Consider the following 22,874-nt stretch of genomic DNA (forward strand, 5'->3'; position numbering starts at 1 on the left):
GGCGTGTTTTCCACCTGCGCCGTCAGGTTTTTTCTTCTTCGTCCGGCTCGGGCTGTGTCTCGGCCCTCTTGAAAGACAACGGCGGATCATTCGACTCCTGCGAGATCCGCGCCGGGCCGGAAATCGTGCCGGGCCCCGGAACCGGGCGGGCCAGCGGGATGCCCTCGGGCGTGTGACTGGGCATCTCGACTTCCGCAGTTGTCGGCTCGCTGCCCTCCGCCAGCGGCCTGCGAAAGACCAGCACGTTGCGCCAGTTGACCGTGCTTCCCGTGATCCCGCTGCGCTCTTCGCTGGGCAGCAGTTCGGCCCGCAGATATTCCCACCCCTCGGCCGCCAGGGCGTTGAGCGACTGTTGCACCGAAAGGGCAAACCGCCCCTCTGCCGTTTTGACACCCCTGGCCTTGGTGCCCTTTTGCGGGGCCGGGACCACCTTGTATTCGTATCGGATCATGCTCGCGCCTTTGGTTGATTGCGCGCAGGTTACTGCAACCTCCGTCCAAAAGGCCAGAGCTCTGAAACCCGCAACCGCCAGGTGGCGGCATTTCCGCCAGACCCGTGGCCAAAACCCGCCAACTTGACGCACGCCCCTGCGCGTAGGCTTAATGCAGGGGCGATTTTGCGATTTGATACATGCTTTCAGGACCTGTCCATTGACGAAAGGCCAAGACAACACACGCTGGTGGATTTTGGGCGCGATGGGGGTGATCCTCGGGGTCATCCTGCTGGACGAAACCGTCGTCGGCGTCGCCCTGCCGACCATCCAGGCCGAGATCGGCCTGACCGCGCTGGGCGCGCATTGGGTGGTGAACGTCTATCTGCTGACGCTGGCGGCGCTGGCCGGAGCGGCGGGCAGACTGGGCGACATTCTGGGCACGCGGGCGCTGGTCGTGGCGGGGCTGGTGCTGTTCGGCCTGTCCTCGGCTGTCGCCGGGATGGCGGGCAGCGGCACAACCCTGATGCTTGCGCGCATGATGCAGGGGATCGGGGCCGCGGTGATCTTTCCGCTGTCTCTGGTGCTGGTCTCGATGTCCTTCGGCGAGGATGAGCGCGGCATGGCGCTGGGCATCTACGGCTCCATCGGCACCACCTTTCTGGCGCTGGGGCCGGTGGTCGGAGGGCTGCTGACCGAATACCTCTCCTGGCGCTGGATCTTCTGGATCAACCCGCCGATCGTTCTGGTCGTGGCGGCGGTCACCTGGCGGTTCTGGCGCGACCCCGACCGCGTGCCCGAGGACCGGTTCGACTGGCGTGGCCTTGTGCTGCTGGTCACCGGCCTGACCCTGACCGTCTTTGCCATCATGGAGGGGCCGGACCGCGGCTGGACCCGCGCGGACGTGGTTCTGCCGCTGGGTCTGGGGCTGGTGCTGCTGGCGCTGCTGATCCCGGCCGAGCTGAAATTCACACCGCCCCTGATCGCGGTGCGCCTGTTTTCCAACCCGACCTTCGCCGCCTCGAACCTGATCGTGTTCCTGGCCCAATATGTAAAGATCGCCAGCTATGTCTTTGGCGCGATGTATTTTCAAACCGCGATGGGCCTGTCGCCGCTGATGGCGGGCGTAGCGCTGTTGCCCGCCGTGGCGCCGCCGATGTTCTCGGCCCCCTTTGCGGGCAAGGCCGCGGACAGGTTCGGAACCCGTGGCCCGTCGCTCATGGGGGTGCTGGGGTCGATGCTTGGTATTTCGGCGGTGGCGCTGGGTATGGGGATGCACAGCCACGCGCTGATCCTTGCCGGGCTGCTTTTGTCGGGCGTCGCCGTATCCTTTCTGTTCGTGCCGCCGCAGCGCGCGGTGATGATGTCGGTGCCGCCCGCGATGCAGGGGCAGGCGGGCGGCATCGTGCTCAGCAGCCAGCTTCTGGGCGGCACCCTCGGCATGGCGCTCTGCAGCACGGTCTATGCCATGACCGGCAGCTTTCCGGCGGTGTTCTGGACCACCGCCGCCTTTGCTCTGGCGGTGCTGCTCTATGCGCATTTTGCCATCGAACATCCGAAGCACAGCAAGCCGAAAGGGACCCCGTGAAACCCAATCTGACCCGCCTCCTGCGCGCACTCGCCATCGCCTTTCTACCTGGCCTGACAGCCGGGCTTGCATCGGCGCAGGACGGCGCGCCAAAGCTCGACTTCGCCTCGCGCAATCCCGACTTGCCCAATGTCGCGGTGCTGGCCACCGGCGGCACCATCGCCGAACGCACCGACCCCAAGACCGGCGGCGCGGTTCCGGCGGTCTCGGCCAAGGATCTGGTTGCCGCCGTGCCGGGCCTGTCCAAACTGGCCAATATCGGCGTGCTGCAGGTCAGCAACATCGATTCCTCGCAAATGACCCCGTTGATCTGGGCCAGGCTCAGCGCCGATCTGGACGCGGTGCTCGCACGCCCCGACATTGCCGGAGCGGTCGTCACCCACGGCACCGACACCATGGCCGAGGGCGCGTTTTTCGTGGATGTAACGCTCAAAAGCGGCAAGCCGGTGGTGTTCACAGGCGCGATGAACGACGCCTCCAGCCCCAACCCCGACGGCCCCGGCAACATCCATGCTGCCGTCGCACAGGTGCTGTCGCCCAATGCCGGAAACTGGGGCGTGACCGTGACCCTCAACCGCTATGTCAATTCCGCCCGCCACGTGCGCAAGACCCAGACAACCAACGTCCAGACCTTCAACTCGGGCGAAAAAGGGTATCTGGGCTATGTCCTGGGCACCGATGTGCAGCGCCTCAACGACCGGGTGAACCGTATCCGCCTGCCGTTGCCCGAGCCGATGCCGCAAGACTTTCCCGACATCCCGATCATCATGGATTATGCCGGCTCTGACGGCGGATTGCTGCGTCATGCCGTCGACAGTGGCGCCAGGGGGCTGGTGGTCGAAGGCGTCGGCGCGGGCAACGTGAACGCCGCCACCTTCAAGGCCATCGAATACGCTCTGTCCAGGGGGCTGCCCGTGGTCATCGCCACCCGCGTTCCCCATGGCCGGGTCGAACCGATCTATGGCGATCAGGGCGGCGGCGCGACGCTGCAGAAAGCGGGCTGCATCCTCGCCGGAGACCTGCCATCGACCAAGGCCCGCCTGCTGCTGATGCTGGGCCTGCTGCAGCACGGGCCGGACAGGGCGGCGTTGGGGAAGCTGTTTGAGGGGGGATGACCCGGCTCCAGACAAAATAGCACCCGATTGGCCAGCCCTCACAGCATAGGTTGCAGTTTGTCAAAGATGGTCTGCAACATGGGCGATGAACGCGTCGAGGTCGTCGGGTTCGAGGCCACGGCTGCCGTTGCCATGTGAACTGGTTTTTGCGGATGCAGTCGGCATATCGCAGCCCGAAGCGGCCAAACGCCACTGGACGGAAATATCTGCTAACTGACCTCGCCGCGCGGGTCGCGTAAACCATCAGGGCCAGCGGTCACGTGCACCGCGTCTAAAGGCCGAACACAAGACCGCTTCTGACAAAATGCAAATCACCTCAAAAATGTCTTGCTTTGCAGGAGCCATCCATGCAGGACAAAGCGCCATTTCGCTGCAGTTGCGCCAAGGGCTGGTCTTATTGAGTGATAGATTGATCCAGTTCCAAAATATTGCCTTCTGGGTCACATCATCAGAGCCCCCGCTGCCCTCGACCTCGGCCTCTTGCGATGCCTCGATCCATACCGGCGTGGTGCCTGCCGTACATGGATCGACCGGCAACCACGATGTGTTTCGCTTCTCGATGCCCGATATCTTTTCGGAGGTGCGCAAGCGGGGTGGCGTGACCGGGCCGTGGCCCATTCCTACTGGTCAGAGTTTTTCAACCGCGCGCCCTTCGATCCGGTCCGCGACATCGAATATGACGAGCCCGAGAGCGGCACCATCAACCATGGCCGCTTCCACACGATGGCGGGGTACTGGCCAGCCAACCAGATGACGCCCAGTGATGCCGACCTCTTCGCGACGCTGACCATGCTGACAGAGCGCTACAACCTCAATTTCGGCATTCTGCACACCTGCACGCTTGATAGCATGGGCCACAGGTTCAAACATGACTGTGAAGAGATGGACGGCGCGTGCTGCGCCCTCGACGCTCAGCTGACGCCCTATATCCGGCGCTGGCGTGACAACGGCTACGAGGTGATCGTTACCGCCGATCACCGCCAGTCGATGCGCGGTCACCATGGCGGGCGCGGTGAAGACCAGCAAGACGTCGCCCTTTATTACTTCGGCGGAGCAAACGGCCCCGATCCCGAAACGGCCCTGAAACTTACCCAGCTCGCCCCAACAGTCATTTCCCGCCTGGGTCTGCCAATCCCTGGACCCATGTCGGAGGACAGTTTCCTAAACTGAGTCACACTCGCAAATATGACCTCCCTGTCGCGATGAGTTCGCGCAACCTGGGTGGCGTCAATATCGGCGCCACCCCTTTTTGCGGATCAACCGAACCAAAACATTCCAACTTTGAAAGACAGCTTTGAGTGTAAGGTCGCTATTTGTGTATCTCGCAGCATTTGCAAAATAGGCTCAGCCGTTGAATCCGCCGCTCCTTGCCAGAATGCCCGCTGCCAGATAGAAAACGGCACACGAATATCTCGAAAATTCGGGAACTCCGTGCAGTTGCGGATGTTTGGCCGGAAGGTGCGAGGACTTGGCCAAAGGACTGTCTCAGAGCGTGTCATCATCGCGGATCGCGGCGACACAGCATGGCTGTGAAGAGCCCAGATCCACCAGTGCTGCGCGCAGCCGAAAGGGCTGCAATACCATCTAATTTGTGGTCGTTGGCAGGCAGGTTTCTAATCTTGGCGGGGTCGCACGGTTTGATCGTGATCGAGATCTTCCATATCCTTGAAACGATCACCGATGCGATGATGCGGGCGGCCACCTGTTGCCACGCCGATCGCGATCAGGATTTCATCGGCGGCGGGCGCATCGGGAATGTTAAACTCTACGGTCATAAAGTGAGAGCGCGCACCGCCCCGGGTTATATGCTTGAGCGGCATGGTGATCGAATTGCCCGGCCCGCCACGTTTGTTTGAAAACGGAATGAACTCACTGCTTTGCACCGCGTCGCGCAAAAAATTGCCAAACCGCAGGGTATGGATTAGGGCTGATCCGTGTTCGACCTCACCGTTCACGCCAACAATGGCGGATTTTCCAAACGCCTCGACGTTTTCGCCGCCACCCACCAGCGGCATGAGCCGGCCGACCATCTCCTCTCCGAGCACCGGAGCGAAAGCGTGAATTTCGGGGCGCAGATCCTCGACAAACCGACCAGACCACGGGTTTTTCAGAACGGCGGCGACGGCGGCCATACGCAATGGCGGGGTTGCCGGTTTGTGGCCTTCGATCAGAGTGTCTTCGATAAAGGCGACGTATTTGCGAACTTCGGGTGTCATATGTTCTCTGCCTATTTGGGGTTAGGTGCCACAATTGGCGGCGAGGAATGGGTCAATCAGGCCACCAATTTGATCGGGGGCTTCCAGCAGCACCGAGTGTTTGAGGCGAGGCAGGATGTGCAGTTCTGATCCGGCGATCCGTGCATGGATGAATTCCGACATGCGTGGATTAGAACCAATGTCCTTTTCGCCAGTCATGATCAGCGTCGGCACGGCGATACGTTCGAGTTGATCCCCCAGATCGCTGCCTGCAAGCACGCGATAAGCGGCGACGTAGCAATCTGGGTCATTTTGCAGGGATTTCTGACGGCGCGCCTCCAGTACCTCGGGGTGGGCCGCGGCGAATTCGGGAGTGAACCAACGATCAACGGCGTTGGACAGATGGGTTGTCGCTCCTTCGCGCGCAAGGGTTTCGGCACGTTCGTTGACGCGGGCCTGCTCATCAGGTGTGCGACCCGCGACGGTAGAAACCAGAGTAAGGGATTGCACACGGTCAGGATGAGACAGCGCCAGGGATTGCGCCACCAGACCGCCCAGAGAAAAGCCGATGACCGAAACACGGTTCAACCCCAGATGATCCAGCAAAGCGACGGCATCGCCACTTAGATCATCCAGCGTATAAGGCCCCGGCGTTCGCTGTGATTGCCCGTGCCCGCGCTGATCATAACGAACATAACGCCGATCCGGCGACATGTGTGACAGCACACCATCCCAACTTTCCAAATCGGCACCCACGCCATGGATCAGCAAAACCGGGGGGCCGGTTCCTTCATCACGGTAGTTGAGCGCTACCGCCGCTCCGCGCTTAAACATCCGCAAGAATCCGGGCATCCCGCGACCTAAAACTGAGCGTTGCCTGCGATCCGATTTCGAGCGCGGTCGCCTCGGCCTGCGCGGCTTGTTCCAATGCGATCACTTCTGTGCCGTCCTCAAGTGCGATGATCGCCTTGCGCGACTGTCCGAGGTAGATCAGCTCCTTTACGGTGCCGCTGAGCGTGTTGTCATCGCCTGATGCATTTGTCCCGCCCACGACGTGAAGCCGCTCGGGCCTGATCGCCAGAACAGCAGCCGCGCCCTCAGGCAGAGGAGCATCCATCTGCCCGCTGAGACCACGCACCTTGGCATTTTTCCCTGTCGCCGCTTCGATCCGGCCGGAAACGAAATTGGTCTCGCCGATGAAGTCAGCGACAAATTTGGTCTGGGGTGCCTCGTAGAGATCGTGCGGTGTGCCGATCTGCTCAATACGACCCTCGTTGAATACGGCAATTCGGTCGGACATCACCAATGCCTCTTCCTGATCGTGGGTAACGTACAAAACAGTTGCACCAAGGTTCTTGTGCAAATGCATGATTTCGATCTGCATATGCTCGCGAAGTTTCTTGTCGAGCGCACCAAGAGGTTCATCCATCAAAAGAAGCCGAGGCTTGAACACCATGGCGCGGGCCAGAGCCACGCGCTGTTGTTGACCCCCCGACAGTTCCTTGGGCAAACGCAGGCCAAACCCGGCCAGACCCACCATTTCCATCGCTTCCTCGACCCGCGCGCGGCGGTCCGCCTTGGGTACGCCTCGCATCTCTAATGGAAAGGCTACGTTTTGGGCCACAGACATATGCGGGAACAGTGCATAATGTTGAAACACCATGCCGATGTCGCGTTTCCATACCGGGATCGGATCAAGTGGTTTGCCTTCCAGCTGGATATGTCCTTTGGTTGGTTCGGTGAAACCTGCAACCATCATCAAGGTAGTGGTTTTGCCCGACCCAGAGGGCCCAAGGAAAGTGACAAATTCGCCCGGTGCAACATCAAGATTGATATCCTTGGCAGCAACAACACTTCCATAGGCCTTGCCGACTTCAGAAAGTTTGAGAATTGGGTCGGTCATCTGGGAGGTCCTTACAGCCCGGGCGCACGGCCGGAACGGCGTCGCGCAAGCCCATCCATCAGAAGGGCGAAGAGAGAAAACAAGAACAGCACTGTCGCGATGGCGGCAATGGTCGGGTCAGTGTCACCCTTGACGTTCGACCACATCTGCACCGTTACCGGGCGCACCCTTGGTGTCGATAGAAACAGCGATACAACGAGTTCGTCAAAAGAGATGACCATTGCAAACAACATGCCTGACATCACCGAGGGCGCGATCAGCGGCAGGGTAACCCGGCGGAATGCAGTCCATGGGGGTGCGCCACAATTTGCGGCGGCGTCCTCTAGACGCTTGTCGAACACGGCCAGATTGGCGCTTACAGTCGACAGAACAAAGGGCAGGGTCAGGATCACATGCGCGATGACCAGCCCGGAGAGTGTACCGTAAAGGCCCCAAATCCGGAACACGCCGAAGATCGCAGCGGCAGTGATGATCACCGGGATAATCAGCGGTGCCATCAGGATACCACGGATCGCTATTGCCCATTTGCTTTGCATCCGGCTGAGCGCAAGTGCAGCAGCGGTGCCAAATATTGTGGCGATGATTGCAGTGGGCAAAAGGATCTTCACCGACGTCCAGAGCGTTCTCGTCCAAGTCGGATTGTTGAACATCTTCTCGTACCATTGCAGCGAAAAGCCAGGCGGTGGGAAGGTGAGGTACAGCGCCGAACTGAACGAGATTACCAAGGTAATCACCAGCGGCGACAACATGTAGATGACCAACAGAACGTTGATCACGCCGCGCACCCCGCCCCAGAACCGATCGGAATGGAACATCAGATGCGCCTTCCCTTGATCTTGAGGAGGGCGTTGATCAGCAGGAACAGCAGGCCGGTCCCGACCAGCAGAACGATGGCCAGGGCGGACGCCAGCGGCCAGTCGCCGAATTCGTCGATCCTCTCGAAGATCAGCTGTGCGATCATGATATCGCCGCGGCCACCCAGCAAAGCCGGGGTAATGAAATACCCAAGCGCGATGATGAAGACGAGCATCGCCCCGGTTGCCAACCCCGGCAGGCAAAGCGGCAGGTAGATCCGGAAAAACGCCCGGATGGGGGTGGCGCCAAGGTTGGTGGCGGCCTTGAAATACGACCCGTCGATGCGCGCCATGACGGAGAACAGGGGAAAGACCATGAAGGGCAACAGCACCTGCACCATTCCCAGCAACACTCCAAAACGGTTGTAAACCAGGTCCAGCGGTTCTGTGAGGAGGCCGATGCCGATCAGGATGTCGTTGATGATCCCGCCGCGTTGCAGGATCACCAGCCAGGCGAAACTGCGTACCAGGATCGAGGTCCAGAACGGGATCAGGACCGAAAAGATCAGAACCTTGCGCACCCAGGGGCTTGAATGAACCATGGAGTAGGCGACCGGAAACCCGATCAACGCGCATAAAATCGTCGTTGCCCCGGCAATCGCCACGGTGTTCCACAGAACACCCAGATAGATCGTTCGGGAAAAAATCGTGATGTAATTCTGCAAACCCCAGACGGGTTCAGAGACGCTGCGCTGTAACAGCCAGCTAACGGGATAGAGAAAACATAACCCGACCAACAGCACTGCCGGTGCCAGTAGCCAGATGTTACGATCCTTCAGGAACATCGCGCAGCGTCTCCGGTTGGTTTACGTCAGGTTAGCTTCCACTCTGTCCAGCGTTCGGTCAGCTCTGCAAGGTTGTCGCGCCAGTAATCGGCTCGGATCAGGAACCCCTTGGCCTGATTGTCCTCGCTCGTGGCAAGCCAAGGTAAAACGTCCTCGTTGACATTGGCAAAGGCAGCAGGGTTCACCGGCGCATAGGCCAGCGTGTTAGCCATCAGTGCCTGATTGTCGGCGTCCGCTGTTGCGTTCATGAAGTGCTGCGCGACCTCGGCGTTTGGTGCCCCTTTGGGAATCACCAGATAGTCGATCGACCGGATGTTCTGGTTCCAGCTGATGTTCACCGGTGCCCCTTTTTGGTTTACGTCGAACGCGCGTCCGTTGAGGATCACACCGACTCCAACTTCCTTGTCGACGAATAGTTGCTGGCTGACAGAGTTGGAACTGTACCAGATCACATGATCCTTGATGGTGTCGAGCTTGGCAAAGGCACGATCCACGTCCAGCGGATAAAGGTCCTCGGGTGCGACACCGTCGGCCATCAGTGCAATCTCCATCATCGGATAGACCCGGTCGCGTAAAGCGCGCTTGCCCGGATATTTCTCGACATCAAAGACATCTGCCCAACTTTGCGGCGCATTGTCGCCCACGACATCGGAGTTGTAGCCAATGTTGTAAGACCACACGATACAGCCGATCCCCTTGCGGTGAACGTACGCCTGGTCCAGCTCGCTGGCATCGACAATGTCAAAATCCAGGTCCTCGAACAGGTCTTCATTGGCAAAGAGGAAGGTGTCGGTTACGTCAACCGTATCCCAGATTGGTTCGCCCGCTTCCACCATGGTGCGCAGCTTGGAACCGTCCATCGGGCCGTCCTGGATAATCAGAGCGCCGGTTTCTTCCATGAACGGGTTGCAATAGGCAGCCTCCTGTGCAGCCTGATAGCTTCCGCCCCAGCTGGCGAACACCATCTCGCGGCCTGACAGGTCGACGGCGGCCATGGCAGGGCGGCTTGCAACGCCGAGCGCGGCCACAGAAGCAGAGGCATAAAGCGACGTGCTTAGGAATTTGCGGCGGCTCAGACCCGCCATTTTGTTTTGATCAGTCATTGGTTTGGCTCCCTGTTGTTGTTTGCATTTCCCATCCCGCGAGCCGTCAGGCCGCCATTTCCTTGGCACGGAAATAGGGGATGACGCGTTCGCCGAACAGCTCGACGGTTCGCACCGCCACGTCATGCGGCAACCCGAAGGTGGGGCCGATCATGATGTGGTTGATTCCTGCGGCCTGATAGCGTTCCAGCTTTTCGATGATTTCATCCGGCGTACCGAACAGCAGGTTCTGTTTCAGGTTTTCGGCCTGATATTCCCCGCGTCCGGCGACCGTGTCGAAATCCACCGGCTCGGGGAACCCGTCGGTCACCGCGCCGGAATTCTTGAACAGGTTTTCGAAGTTGCGACCGAAGTTAACCACCGACTTTACCGCCGTATCAAGTACGCCGGGATCGTCGTAGACACAGCAGACCCGCAAAGTGGCATGTTCCAGACGGGCCGGGTTTCCGGCTGCATTGCTGGCATTGCCGAATTTTTCGACAAGGTCTTCGACCTCGGAAAAATCTTTGCGCAGGGCTGTGGACATGACGTTGCAATTGTTCTTCAGCGCGAATTCGAACGTATTCTGATCACGCGCCGCCACCCACATGCTGGGCGGTTTGCCAAGCGGTTTAGGCACACAGGCCACTGAAGGGAAATTCCATAACTCTCCGTCATGGGCATAGTCACCTTCCCACAGCCGCTGAACCGCCGGGATGATTTCGCGCAGGTATCTGCCGCCCTCGCCCTGGGGCATGCCACCGGCCATGCGGTCGAATTCGTACTGATAAGCACCGCGACCCAGACCCAGCTCCAGCCGGCCACCGGTCAGGATGTCACACATTGCCGCCTCACCGGCCAGCCGGATCGGATGCCAATAGGGCGCCGCGACCACCGCCGTACCAAGCCGGGCGTTCTTGGTGTGATTGCCCCAATGTGCCAGCAACTGGAACGGGTTCGGGGAAATCGTCAGCTCGATCGTATGGTGTTCGGCGGTCCAAATGATGTCGAACCCGCCCTGATCGGCTATTCTGACCAGATCGAGTGCCTCATCGGCCACCACATCCATTGTCTTGGATGTGTCGAAACGGGCCATGTTCACGATAATGGAAAATTTCATGTGTTGGTCCTATTTGTTGATCCGCATCACAAAGGCGTCCTGCTGGGCGCCGGAATAGTCGATCACGACTGTCTTGATGCGGCTGTACTCTTCGATGGCGGCAAAGCCGTTGTGTTTGCCGTAGCCTGAGTCCTTGAAGCCACCCACGGGCGACATCACGGAAGGGCTGCGGTAGGTGTTGATCCAGACCATCCCGGCCTCGATCCTGCGCATGAAGCGCAGCGCGCGATTGATGTTCTGCGTCCAGATGCCCGAGGCCAGCGCGAAGTCGCTGTCATTGGCCTGTTTTAAAAGGTCATCTTCGTCGCGGAATTTCAGGATGGACAGCACCGGGCCGAACACTTCTTCCCGGGCAATCCGCATGTCGTTGGTCACATCGGTGAAAATGATAGGTTCGACATACCACCCCTCACCCAAGCCCGAAGGACGACCACCGCCAAAGGCCAGCGTGGCGCCCTGTGACTTGGCGCTTTCGACAAATTCAGCGACTTTTTCAACCTGTGACCACAGCGCCAGAGGGCCGAGCTGCACGTCATCCCGTCGTGGATCACCGATCGTGATGGCGCGGGTTCTGTCGATGATGCGGGCAACCACATCGTCATAAACGCTTTCCTGTATGAAACAACGCGAACCTGCCACGCAGGTTTGACCGGCAGCAGCAAAAATTCCCGCGACCACACCGTTGGCCGCGGCATCCAGATCGGCGTCATCACACACCACGTTGGGCGACTTTCCACCCAGCTCAAGCGTGGCTGGCGTCAGTTGATCAGCGGCGTTTCGCGCAATGACCCGACCGGTCGCAGGACCGCCGGTAAAGTCGATCTTGGCAATGCCGGGGTGGGTGATCAGCGCGTTGCCGGCGCTATGGCCGTAGCCTGTGACAACGTTGAACACTCCGTCGGGGAATCCCGCCTCTGCCACCATTTCGGCGAATGCGACGGCCCCCGCCGAGGCATGTTCGGACGGTTTGACGACCACCGCGTTGCCACAGGCCAGCGCGGGCGCAATAGCGCGGATCATCATGTAAAGCGGGGAATTCCAGGGAATGATGACCCCAATCACGCCCAACGGCTCGCGTACCGTGAAATTAAGCATGTCGGGTTTGTTGACCGGTATCGTTGTGCCCTCGATCTTGTCGGCCATACCCGCGAAATAGCGCAGACCCACCGGCAACGCCTGTGCCAGCGCCCGCATTTCACGCAATAGCTTGCCGTTGTCCTTCACCTCGATTTCGGCGATGCGATCGATATTGCGTTCAAGGATTTCCGCCAGCTTCAGCATCAGCAATCCGCGCTGGCTTTGGGTGATGTCACACCACGCAGGATCACGCATCGCATCGCGGGCAGCTTCGACCGCGGCATCCACCTCGGCATCGGTGCAGTCGGATATCCTGCACCAGATCCGACCGGTGGTGGGATCGAAACATTCGATCTCTGCGCCGTTCGATTGGCGAAAGGCACCCCCGAAATGGATCGGCAGGCACGTATCCTGAATGCTTGCCACGGTAAATGCGGTCACGTGACGTTCTCCTGTTCTGCTAGCAATTTGCTCCACGGGGTCGATTGGCGGTCGATCGGGTTGATCCGGCCGGGACTGTCGGTGCCATCCACGTACAGTCCGAAACGCGCATCGCGATATTCTGTCTGGTAACGCCGCAGGACCGACTGCACGGGCCGCGAGGCGATCTCTTGCAGCGGCAGGTCGGTTACCGGAAAGAGCCGCAGATCATCGGGCACTGAACCGTCTTCCATTTCTCCGTGAAAGATCAGCCAGGTCGCGTTGCCCGAGGGCGCATCGAAGACCGAGTAGAGAAACCCAAGTTCCGCATTGATCCCGGCGTCAGCCAGCCCCCTTTCCAGCGAGGCGCGGCTCTCGCGAAAGACGGGGCGCACATCGCCCATGGGCAGGCTCCAGCCTTCGGCGGTGTGCCGCAGCAGAACCTCGCCCTGACGATCCAGCAGACAACCCACCCGGACACCGCCGTGATGCGAAACAGAATCCGCGGCGGTCTCTGCCAATCCCAGTTCGAGGTAATGCCCGCGCAAATAGGCCAGCGGGCGACCGTCAGTCTGATGAAACCCGGTGATGCGTCCGATCAGGATGATGTGGTCGCCCGCGTCCACCAGATTGTCGGTTTCACAGTCGAACCAGGCAACCGCCCCGCCGATGAGCGGACTACCTGACATGCTTTCGGTCCAGTCGGTTCCCTCGAAACGGTCAGGCACCCGGCTGGCAAATCGGGTGGACACATCTTTTTGTGCCTCGCCAAGAATATTTACCGCAAAGCAGCCAGCCCGGGAGAAGTGGCCGACGTTGGAAGAGGTCTTGGCGAGGCACACGAGCAGCAGGGGCGGCTCGAGAGAAACCGATGTAAAGGAGTTGGCGGTAAACCCGATGGGCGTTCCATCCTCGGCACGCGCAGTAACGACGGTTACACCGGTCGTGAAGCTGCCGAATGCCTGTCGCAAACGCAAGCGCTGATCGTTTTCGCCATCTTGTGCCCGAGCCGCCATACGCGCTGATTCCCTGTCCGTTCCCGGTCAGATTAGAGAGGGAATCAGGCCCGCGGCTTCCACCAGTTTGATCTAGATCAAAAAGTATTTTTCCTACGTTTCATATGAATTCATCAGTTTCGTAAGGCGCAATGCCAGATCAAACTCAAAGCATTTATCCGAATCGTTGAAATCGACGCCATATTGGTCGCTGATCTGTTCTATCCGGTAGCGCAAAGTCGTGACGTGAATGCCCAGGCAATCCGCGGCCTCCTGATAGCGTCGGCCGGCCCGCAGGAACACCTCGATAGTTTCCCGGGCGATCCGGGCCTTGCGCGATGCACAGGTTAGCGGCGCGGGTAGGACATTATCGAGAAAATTCTGAATCATCGTCGCATCAGCCGAGGCCATCAGAACCGGAAAATCGCCGATATTGACCTGGCTGACCCAACCTGTCTGTTTCAGAGAATGCGCCACCGCCAACGTGTTCGCGCAGGTCTGCCGCGCGGCGGTAAGCCCGTCGATACTGCCGATCCTTTCCGACATCACCAGTGCGATGCCCTGCGGGAGCACGGAAAGGATGCGTGACAGAAACGTCGTCTTTTGTTTCGCCGCGCGGTCTTCTGCGTCGCTGACCAACAGGACAAGGTCGCCTTCCAGTATACAGGAGATGACGGAGCCGAAACTTGCCTGAGCGTTTCGTTGGATGAAACTGTGCGCGCCCACATCTATGGCATGGTTTGTGGGTAGTCGTAGCATAACCAGACGCATGTCTGTTTGCAGATCGAAATCCAACACATGCGCCTCGTCAAGTATTTCATCCAGGTCTTTCCAGTCGCCGTTGAGCAGGCGCGACAAAAGCCGTCGCGCTGTGACCCGGCGGGACCGGAACTCGATGAAGCTGCGCAATATGAATGATGACAAGGCAAGCCGGCCCGCCTGTGCGGCGATCCTCTCATGATCGCTCAGAACCGCGTTGCGGAAAAAGAACAACGCGCCCACGTGCCTGCCATCAATTTGCAGGGCGCTAACTTCGGCACGAATCCGCGAGCCATCGATACGCAAATCCACAAGCTCTTCGCTCGCCAGGTTTCTGGCAGCCAGCGCCGCACGGATCAGATCGTCGGGCAGGCGCCTTGCCGTCGACAACTGAAGTGGCGGTGGGGCGGCGGGGTTGAACAATCCCCGGCCCGATGTCAGATCGACTGCCAGCCACCCCGCAGGGAACAGGCTACTAAGGCCTTCGGCCAATGAATCCGTCGCTTCGGATTCCAGCGTCTTGTTGAGCGAAGCCGTCATGTTCTCGAGAATGCTCTTCAGTCTCTGCGCCTGTTGACGCTCCTCCTCCAGTTTGCGCATCTTGCGCATCGCGATATTTGTCAGTTCCGCCACGCATTGCAGAAAGCCCAGGTCGGCGGCGCTGACATCGACGACCTTCCTCGATGCGACCGAATAGACCATCTGGCGTTGCCCGGAATCGCGCACGTCAAGCGGTATCATGACTGCAGTGTGATAACCGCGCTGCCGCGCATCATCCCGGAAACTCGGAAAGTCATCCTGCGCCGCAACATCGCGCATGATCAGCGGCTCGCGCTGTTCCAGAACCTGGCCCACAGGAGAAAATCGCGCATCCCAGCCAGGGACCTTGCTCAGGTCGCCGCCGTAATACGGGTCATATCGGACAATCGGAATGGCCAGACCCGCTTCGGGATCCAACACTTGAATACTGCTGATATCCCATTTGGAATGCTCGCATACTCCCTTGGTTAGTAACTGATATGTCTCCTCTGCGTTTTGGCTGTCGTCGATGACTCGTGCGAGCCTGGAAATATTCAACAGCAGATTTTCCGAACCGATAACAGGTTGCTTGTGCAATTGACCCCCCGACGCGTGGTTGCATGGATATTTCAGAATACGCAGCAAAGCCGACAGTCAGCAAGGCAACAAGAATACGAACCCGTTTGGTGAACGGCGCGGGCAAATAATTGGAAACACATGAAAATTCACAAAGGTTTGGCATTCCATGGGCTCGGGTTGACCGATTTATTCTTCGAACAACTACTTCTGCCCCGGAACCGACCGAAGATTTTTCCATGGCCGTCATTGGTGTGCACTTAGGCGAATTCACCCTTTGCCCCGCACCCTGTACGTGGCCCTCTGAGAGTTTCTGCTTGGTCGCAAATGGCCGGTCTTTCCGCTGCTCGGCGGCGCTGAAATTTACGCCTCTGCGGCATTTCTGGTGCTGCGAGCGCGTGCAGCACGAAAATCGAATTCACAGGTTGGACTCACGCCCGGCTTTCGCTGCACAAACCACAGAAGACTGGTTTGGGAAGAGCCGACCTTGGGTCGTTCAGAAAACAAGGGTTTCTCAGGACTTCTGTCATCATCGGTGCGGGTCTCTGAAGCACAAGGGAATCCTGCCTTGCAATCCGTGCCATAATTGGTATGAAGCAACATGAATATGTTAACGCTAACATAGCGGCTTTGAAGCGGACGCTCGACCGCTATATCATCAAGGGCGGGTAAATTTCAGGAGGAGCCCAGAACATGGTTTCACGCGTGATACCGGTTGACCCGTTCGATCTGGTACTGTTCGGCGCGACTGGCGATCTGGCGCAACGCAAGATATTGCCCGGTCTTTATCACCGGTTCGAGGTCGGGCAGATGCCGGACGCGGCCCGGATTATCGGTTCGGCGCGTTCTGATATGGACGCCGTGGCGTTCCGGGAACTTGTACAAAATGGCATAAGGCAGTTCGCACCCCAGTACAAATCGGACATCTTGGCTCGTTTCCTGGAGCGCGTTGAATATATTCCGGTCGATGCGCTGGGCGACTCGGGTTGGTCCGATCTGGTCAATTCCCTGCGCCCTGACGCGGTGCGCGCTTTCTATCTGTCGGTCGGCCCGTCGCTCTTTTCCGGCATCGCGCGGCGGTTGCACGACTACGGTCTGGCCACTCTGGAAAGCCGTATCGTCATCGAAAAGCCTTTCGGTCATGACCTGTCCTCGGCGCAGGCCCTGAACGCGGAATTGCGTGGGTGTTTCAAAGAACATCAGATCTATCGCATTGATCATTATCTGGGCAAGGAAACCGTTCAGAACCTGATGGCGCTGCGCTTCGCCAATTCGCTGTTCGAACCTTTGTGGAATTCGACCCATATCGACCATGTTCAGATCACCGTGGCCGAAACCGTCGGAATCGAGGGACGCGAAGCCTATTATGACAGGTCCGGTGCCATGCGGGACATGATCCAGAATCACCTGATCCAGCTTCTCTGTCTCATCGCGATGGAACCCCCGTCAAAGTTCAACTCCAACGCGGTTCGTGACGAGAAAGTCAAGGTAATAGAGGCACTTGAGCCGGTGGAGCCCGGTGACATCGCGCGCGGGCAGTATCGCGCCGACAAGGGTGCAGACGGCTTTATCGATCACGTGGGCAACAAGGAAAGCCGCACCGAAAGCTTCATTGCGCTCAAGGTGCGTGTCGGCAACTGGCGCTGGGCCGGGGTGCCGTTCTATCTGCGAACGGGCAAGCGCCTGCGTGCACGGGAATCCGAAATCGCCGTGTATTTCCGCGACCCGCCACATACGATATTTCCCAATGTCGGCCACCTGCGCGGCAACGTACTGGTGATCCGCCTGCAGCCGGACGAAGGCATCACTCTGAGCACCACCATCAAGGATCCGGGTCCGGGCGGGTTCCGGCTGGCGGATGTGTCGCTGGACATGAGTTTTGCCGAGGCGCTGGGCGCGGATTCCCGCGCGCAGGACGCCTATGAACGGCTGGTAATGGATGTCATTCGCGGCGACCAGACCCTGTTCATGCGCGGCGACGAGGTCGAAGCTGCATGGGCATGGGTCGATCCTGTCATCCAGAGTTGGGAGGACAACCGCGACCGCCCATCGCTTTACGATCAAGGCAGTTCCGGCCCCGAAGATGCGCTGATGCTTATGCACCGCGATGGCCGACGCTGGCGGCAGATCGGAGAGTGAGATGGTAAATAAGGTCATCGAACAGGTCACGCGGCGCATCGTCGACCGCAGCAAAGACTTGCGCGCTGCTCATCTGCAGCGGATGGAGCATGCCTTGGCGTCCGGTCCGGCGCGCGCGCATCTCTCCTGCAGTGGTCAGGCGCACGCCTATGCCGGTGCGGGCGAAGACCAAGAGGCGCTTGCTATCGGCAGCGCCGGGCATCTGGGGGTCGTCACCAGCTATAATGACATGCTCTCGGCGCATCAGCCCTTTGAGCGGTATCCCGAGCTCATCCGCAACGCAGCTCGCGCGGCGGGTGGCACCGCGCAGGTGGCTGGTGGTGTTCCGGCTATGTGCGACGGCGTCACACAAGGGGCGGCGGGGATGGAATTGTCGCTGTTCTCACGCGACGTGATTGCGATGGCGGCGGGGGTGGCGCTCAGTCACAACACCTTTGACGCAGCGGTGTTTCTTGGAGTTTGCGACAAGATCGTTCCGGGGCTGGTTATCGCTGCGCAGGCCTTTGGGCATCTGCCAGCGGTCTTCCTGCCGGCCGGTCCCATGACCAGCGGCCTGGCCAATGACGAAAAAGCAAAGGTCCGTCAGCAGTTTGCGGCGGGTGAATGTGGGCGGGCCGAGTTGATGGCAGCCGAGATGGCAGCCTATCATGGGCCGGGCACTTGCACCTTTTACGGGACGGCTAATACAAACCAGATGCTGATGGAGTTCATGGGACTGCACCTGCCGGGGTCCAGTTTCGTGACCCCGAATACCGCCCTGCGGGACGCCCTGACCGAAGAAGGCGCGCGTCGTGCCTTGTCGCTAAGCGCCCTGGGAAACAGCTATACGCCGGTCTGCAAGATTCTTGATGAGCGCGCCTTTGTAAACGGCATTGTCGGTTTGATGGCGACCGGAGGGTCCACCAACCTGCTGATCCACCTTGTCGCAATGGCGCGCGCAGGCGGGATCGTTCTGGATTGGCACGACTTTTCCGATATTTCCCAAGCGGTGCCCCTGATCGCAAGGGTCTATCCCAACGGCCTGGCCGATGTGAACCATTTCCACGCGGCGGGCGGACTCGGATATGCCATCGGGACCCTGTTGGACGAAGGATTGCTGCATCCCGACACGACAACAGTCGCAGGGAAGGGCCTGCATCATTACACGCAGGAGCCGAAGCTGATTGATGGTAATCTGGTCTGGCAGAAGGGGGCTGGGACCAGCCTCAATGACAAGATCCTGCGCCCAGCCTCGGAGCCGTTTCAGCCGACTGGCGGGCTGTCCCGGCTCAGTGGTTCATTGGGAACGGCGGTGATGAAGACCTCGGCAGTCGCGCCGGAGCATTGGCGTGTCGAGGCCCCGGTGCGGGTCTTCCACGACCAGGACGAAGTGAAGGCGGCATTCAAGACGGGCGAACTGACCAGTGATCTGGTGTTGGTTGTGCGGTTTCAGGGACCCAAGGCCAATGGCATGCCCGAGCTGCATTCGCTAACGCCGATCCTGTCGATCCTTCAGGGGCGGGGACAAAAGGTGGCGCTGGTTACTGATGGGCGTATGTCCGGGGCTTCGGGCAAGGTGCCTGCCGCAATCCATGTCTGTCCCGAAGCGCTGGATGGTGGTCCGATTTCTCAACTGCGCGACGGGGATATCGTGCGTGTGGATGCCAAGCATGGCGTTCTGGAAATACTGACCGAAGGCGTTCTGGACCGCGCGCCAGCCAAGGCCGATTTGTCGGCACACCAGTTTGGCGTCGGGCGAGAACTGTTCGCAGCTTTCCGTTCCGCCGTCAGTTCTGCCGATGCTGGGGCAAGTGTGTTTGGAGGATAGATCGTGACAATGAAAACAGCTCGCACCCGCGAAATCTGCGAACTCGCCCCAATTGTCCCCGTGCTTGTTATCGACGATGCAGCTCATGCCCGGCCCCTGGCAGAGGCTTTGATCGCAGGAGGTTTGCCCGCGCTGGAGGTCACGCTGAGAACATCTGCCGCGCTGGATGCGATCCGGGCGATGGCCGAGGTGCCGGGCGGAGTGGTTGGGGCCGGAACACTGGTCACGCCCGACGACGTGCGCGCCGCAAAACAGGCCGGGGCGCAGTTCGGGGTGTCGCCCGGCGCCACCGACAGATTGATTGCCGCCTGCGAGTCCGAAGGGTTGCCGCTGTTGCCAGGTGCCGCCACTGCAACCGAAGCAATGCGTCTTTTGGAGCAGGGCTATGACATGCTCAAGTTCTTTCCCGCCGAAGCATCGGGCGGCTCTGCGGCGCTAAAGGCGATTGGCGCTCCGTTGCCGCAGATATCTTTTTGCCCAACCGGTGGCGTTTCCCCTGCAAATGCCATCAGCTATCTGAGCTTGCCGAACGTGATCTGCGCAGGCGGCAGTTGGGTTGCACCGAAACGCATGGTCGCAGCGGGCGACTGGGCTGGAATCGAGAAACTGGCGCGTGAAGCAGCGACGCTAAAGCCCTGATCCGACGCCACCTATTTTGCGCCGACCGAGTTTTGCCCGGACTTTCCGCCCAACATCCGTGCCACGACCTTGCGCAGCCAACCCTGGTCTTGCGTATCCGCGTCAACAGGTTGCCGGGTCTGTGCCGCGACGCCTTCGGGATCGACAACAGTCAATCCATCCTGGAATTGCAGACGGTATAGATCGGCATATATGCCGCCGCGCGCCAGCAGCTCTTCATGAGTGCCCTCGTCAACTGCCCGCCCGCGATCCATCACGACAATCTTGTCGGCATTCCGGATCGTCGACAGCCGGTGCGCGATGACGATGGTGGTTCGTCCACCAGACAGTTTGTCCAACGCGGCCTGAACCACCTTTTCCGATTGCGCGTCCAGCGCCGATGTCGCTTCGTCCAGCAATAGGATCGGAGTATTGCGCAGCAGGGCGCGCGCGATAACCACACGCTGCCGCTGGCCGCCGGACAGGGCCGATCCGCGCGGCCCGACAAGCGTCTCCAACCCATTTTCAAGCTTGGGCAAAAAGTCGGTGACGTGGGCGGCGTCCAGAACCTCTTTCAACTGCGCGTCCGTCACGTCGGTGCGGCCCAGAAGGATATTTTCGCGCAGAGTTTCGTCGAACAGCAAGGCCTCTTGCGTCACCACGGAGAACAGATTGCGCAGGTCCGGCAGCGCCATGTCCTTGACCGCGACCCCGGCAATTTCGACCGACCCGTCCTTGGGATCGACAAGGCGCGTCAACAGGTTGAACACGGTGGATTTTCCTGCGCCCGATGCACCAACAAGCGCGGTGGTCTTACCCGCCTCTGCCGTTACGGTCAGGCCGCGCAAGACCTTGGCGTCACCATAGGACAGAGTAACATCCTTCAACAGGATCTCGGGCAACCCCTTTGGCGCGGCAACGGGTTTGGCGGGCGATTTCAGCCGGATCGGTGAATCCATCAATTCCTTGATCCGCTCCATCGCCGCGGCGGCGACCTGCCAGGTGCCGGAAATCGATGCCAAACGCCGCATGGGGTCGAAGGCCAGTCCAATTGCTGTGAAAAAGCTCATGAACTGGCCGACGGTCTTTTCACCCGAAATGATTTCGGCCCCGCCATAAAGAAGCACGCCCATGAAGCCGACACCGGCCATCACGTCGATCAGGCCTGTGATCGAGGCGGTTCCGAAAGAGGCCCGGATTTCCGAACGGACGAACCCGTTCATGTGTTTGCCGAAACGGTCTGCCTGATAGTGTTCCAGATTGTTCAGCTTTATCGGTACGATGCCGTGGAAAATCTCGTCCAATCGTGTCGAAAGCGTTGCACCGAGATCGCGGGCTGACGCGGCTTTCTTGCGGACATAGCGCTGCGCAGCACCGATGGGCAGGAACATCAGCGGTACGCCAATCAGCATGATCGCGGTCCAGATCCAGTCCACATTGATCGCCACACCCATCAGCACAACGAGCGACACAAGATCCTTGCCCGCCCCCCGGATGATGATCTGCCAAACGTTGTTCACGGCGCCAACGTCTGCCTGCACCCGCTGAATAAGAAAGCCCGGCGGATGAACCTGATGGAACGATGTGTCCTGCCGGATCAGATGGTCCAGCAGATCTGTTCTGAGATGCGCCGCTGTTTCCTGCGAAATTCTGGACAGGATCACCTTTTGCGTAACACCCGCAAGACCCCGAACCGAAAAGATCACGAAAAACGCAATGCTGACCCAAACCAGAGCGTTGGAATTGCCCTGAACGAAGATGTTGTCGAACATCGGCTGCATCATGTAACTGATCGCGCCGACCATTGACCCTTCGATGATCATGAAGACCGCTGCAATCGCAAGCAGTCCCATGCGTGGACGCAGGTACTTCTCCCACAACCAGCCGAACAGCTCGACCGAGGATTTGGGTTTGACGCTCATCGTCCGGCTTTCGTATGCAGGAAAGGGGGGTATTTTTTTGTCATGACGCGCCCATTTAAGCACCCCGGCCGCACTGCGCAAGCTGAGCAGGGTTTTTTCATGTAACTGCGGGGCTTTGCTGACGCGACGACCTGAGTACATGCAAATGCGCAGCTTGACGCCGTCTGCGGTAAACATAGTGTAGGCGCAAAAATCATCTGGCAGATCGCATGTCACACTCCAGCAAAGTCTCGCAAGGACGCGAATACCTCGCCATCCCGGGCCCATCGATCATTCCTGACGTGGTCCTTCAGGCCATGCATCGTCCTGCACCCAACATCTATTCCGGAGAACTGGTCGAGATGGTGCCGGGCATTATCGAAGGTCTGCGCGCCGTCGCACGCACCCGGCATCAGGCGTCCGTTTATATCTCCAACGGACATGGCGCGTGGGAGGCGTCCCTTGCCAACGTCATAGCGCCCGGTGAGACGGTGCTTGCACCCGCTTCAGGCATATTCACCCATGGCTGGGCAGAAATCGCGCGGGGCTTGGGCGCCAGGGTCAGAACGATCGATTTCGGCAGGTCGTCGGCATGGGATCTGGGCAGGATTGCCGAAGTGTTGCGCAAGGATCAGGAACACAAGATCAAGGCCGTACTCGCTGTCCATGTCGATACATCGAGTTCGATCCGAAACGACATACCCGCGCTGCGAAACCTTCTTGACGAACTGCAGCATCCCGCTCTGCTGATGGCCGACTGCATCGCGTCGCTGGCCTGTGAGCGGTTCGAGATGGACGCGTGGGGTGTCGACGTCATGGTTGCCGCTTGCCAAAAGGGGCTTATGGTGCCGCCAGGGCTGAGTTTTGTCTTTTTCAATGACAAGGCACAGGCCAAGCGGTCGGCAATGCCGCGCGTGACGAAATACTGGGACTGGCAACCTCGGGCCAATCCGGACGAATTTTATCAGTATTTCGGAGGAACGGCTCCAAC

At 59.5% G+C, this 22,874-nt stretch carries 18 protein-coding genes and 1 pseudogene; 7 read left to right on the forward strand and 12 right to left on the reverse strand.

Features of this window, described 5'->3' with window-relative positions; all coding sequences use genetic code 11:
- Nucleotides 1–22: 22 nt before the first annotated feature.
- On the reverse strand, nucleotides 23–451 hold the full coding sequence (locus AC2FNB_RS07545; protein WP_496745447.1) for a DUF4177 domain-containing protein: 429 nt from the start codon (nucleotides 449–451) through the stop codon (nucleotides 23–25).
- Between the two features lie 199 nt (nucleotides 452–650).
- On the opposite strand from AC2FNB_RS07545, the gene AC2FNB_RS07550 reads away from it, so the two are divergent.
- The 3 genes and pseudogenes from AC2FNB_RS07550 to AC2FNB_RS07560 all read left to right on the forward strand — a co-directional run.
- A complete protein-coding gene (locus AC2FNB_RS07550; protein WP_480749191.1) occupies nucleotides 651–2,018 on the forward strand; it encodes an MFS transporter in 1,368 nt (455 codons plus the stop codon).
- Nucleotides 2,015–3,133 carry an asparaginase gene (locus tag AC2FNB_RS07555; protein ID WP_496745448.1) on the forward strand — a complete coding sequence of 373 codons (1,119 nt, stop codon included), beginning with the start codon at nucleotides 2,015–2,017 and terminating at the stop codon, nucleotides 3,131–3,133. Before AC2FNB_RS07550 ends, AC2FNB_RS07555 begins: the two co-directional genes overlap by 4 nt.
- A 418-nt stretch (nucleotides 3,134–3,551) precedes the next feature.
- Nucleotides 3,552–4,303, forward strand: a pseudogene (locus AC2FNB_RS07560) (alkaline phosphatase family protein); the annotation flags it as partial.
- Between the two features lie 443 nt (nucleotides 4,304–4,746).
- On the opposite strand, the gene AC2FNB_RS07565 reads toward AC2FNB_RS07560, so the two are convergent.
- The 10 genes from AC2FNB_RS07565 to AC2FNB_RS07610 all read right to left on the reverse strand — a co-directional run bounded on the left by AC2FNB_RS07565 (nucleotide 4,747) and on the right by AC2FNB_RS07610 (nucleotide 15,487).
- Nucleotides 4,747–5,349: an amino acid synthesis family protein gene (locus AC2FNB_RS07565; RefSeq protein ID WP_496745450.1), complete on the reverse strand. Its 603-nt coding sequence runs from the start codon at nucleotides 5,347–5,349 to the stop codon at nucleotides 4,747–4,749.
- 21 nt (nucleotides 5,350–5,370) lie between these two features.
- On the reverse strand, nucleotides 5,371–6,162 hold the full coding sequence (locus tag AC2FNB_RS07570) for an alpha/beta fold hydrolase (protein WP_480749194.1): 792 nt from the start codon (nucleotides 6,160–6,162) through the stop codon (nucleotides 5,371–5,373).
- A complete protein-coding gene (locus AC2FNB_RS07575; RefSeq protein WP_496745452.1) occupies nucleotides 6,155–7,231 on the reverse strand; it encodes an ABC transporter ATP-binding protein in 1,077 nt (358 codons plus the stop codon). Before AC2FNB_RS07575 ends, AC2FNB_RS07570 begins: the two co-directional genes overlap by 8 nt.
- An 11-nt stretch (nucleotides 7,232–7,242) precedes the next feature.
- Nucleotides 7,243–8,046, reverse strand: a complete 804-nt coding sequence (locus tag AC2FNB_RS07580; protein WP_480749196.1) for an ABC transporter permease — start codon at nucleotides 8,044–8,046, stop codon at nucleotides 7,243–7,245.
- Nucleotides 8,046–8,870, reverse strand: a complete 825-nt coding sequence (locus AC2FNB_RS07585; RefSeq protein WP_480749197.1) for an ABC transporter permease — start codon at nucleotides 8,868–8,870, stop codon at nucleotides 8,046–8,048. Before AC2FNB_RS07585 ends, AC2FNB_RS07580 begins: the two co-directional genes overlap by 1 nt.
- A 26-nt stretch (nucleotides 8,871–8,896) precedes the next feature.
- Nucleotides 8,897–9,973, reverse strand: coding sequence for an ABC transporter substrate-binding protein (locus tag AC2FNB_RS07590; protein ID WP_480749198.1), 1,077 nt, complete (start codon nucleotides 9,971–9,973; stop codon nucleotides 8,897–8,899).
- A gap of 46 nt (nucleotides 9,974–10,019) precedes the next feature.
- Nucleotides 10,020–11,072 carry an LLM class flavin-dependent oxidoreductase gene (locus AC2FNB_RS07595; protein WP_480749199.1) on the reverse strand — a complete coding sequence of 351 codons (1,053 nt, stop codon included), beginning with the start codon at nucleotides 11,070–11,072 and terminating at the stop codon, nucleotides 10,020–10,022.
- A gap of 9 nt (nucleotides 11,073–11,081) precedes the next feature.
- Nucleotides 11,082–12,590 carry an aldehyde dehydrogenase gene (locus AC2FNB_RS07600; RefSeq protein WP_496745455.1) on the reverse strand — a complete coding sequence of 503 codons (1,509 nt, stop codon included), beginning with the start codon at nucleotides 12,588–12,590 and terminating at the stop codon, nucleotides 11,082–11,084.
- Nucleotides 12,587–13,585, reverse strand: coding sequence for a flavin reductase (locus AC2FNB_RS07605; RefSeq protein ID WP_480749201.1), 999 nt, complete (start codon nucleotides 13,583–13,585; stop codon nucleotides 12,587–12,589). Before AC2FNB_RS07605 ends, AC2FNB_RS07600 begins: the two co-directional genes overlap by 4 nt.
- A gap of 93 nt (nucleotides 13,586–13,678) precedes the next feature.
- Nucleotides 13,679–15,487: a helix-turn-helix domain-containing protein gene (locus AC2FNB_RS07610; protein ID WP_480749202.1), complete on the reverse strand. Its 1,809-nt coding sequence runs from the start codon at nucleotides 15,485–15,487 to the stop codon at nucleotides 13,679–13,681.
- A gap of 624 nt (nucleotides 15,488–16,111) precedes the next feature.
- On the opposite strand from AC2FNB_RS07610, the gene zwf reads away from it, so the two are divergent.
- From zwf to eda, 3 genes are read left to right on the forward strand one after another with little or no spacing between them, the layout of a single operon-like run.
- Complete coding sequence (zwf, locus tag AC2FNB_RS07615) at nucleotides 16,112–17,557, forward strand: glucose-6-phosphate dehydrogenase (protein WP_496745457.1); 1,446 nt, start codon at nucleotides 16,112–16,114, stop codon at nucleotides 17,555–17,557.
- A 1-nt stretch (nucleotide 17,558) separates the two neighbouring features.
- Entirely contained in the window at nucleotides 17,559–19,364 is a 1,806-nt protein-coding gene (gene edd, locus AC2FNB_RS07620) for a phosphogluconate dehydratase (protein WP_496745459.1), read from the forward strand.
- Nucleotides 19,365–19,373: 9 nt separating this feature from the next.
- Complete coding sequence (eda, locus tag AC2FNB_RS07625; RefSeq protein WP_496745461.1) at nucleotides 19,374–20,003, forward strand: bifunctional 4-hydroxy-2-oxoglutarate aldolase/2-dehydro-3-deoxy-phosphogluconate aldolase; 630 nt, start codon at nucleotides 19,374–19,376, stop codon at nucleotides 20,001–20,003.
- 11 nt (nucleotides 20,004–20,014) lie between these two features.
- Here the strand turns inward: eda and AC2FNB_RS07630 are convergent, their stop codons facing one another.
- The gene (locus AC2FNB_RS07630; RefSeq protein ID WP_480749205.1) at nucleotides 20,015–21,904 is read right to left on the reverse strand and encodes an ABC transporter ATP-binding protein; all 1,890 of its coding nucleotides are present in this window, start codon (nucleotides 21,902–21,904) and stop codon (nucleotides 20,015–20,017) included.
- Nucleotides 21,905–22,113: 209 nt separating this feature from the next.
- Between AC2FNB_RS07630 and AC2FNB_RS07635 the strand changes: the two genes are divergently transcribed.
- On the forward strand, nucleotides 22,114–22,874 hold a 761-nt coding region (locus AC2FNB_RS07635), incomplete at its 3' end, for a pyridoxal-phosphate-dependent aminotransferase family protein (protein ID WP_496745463.1).

This window comes from Ruegeria sp. BHSB058 (assembly GCF_059613285.1).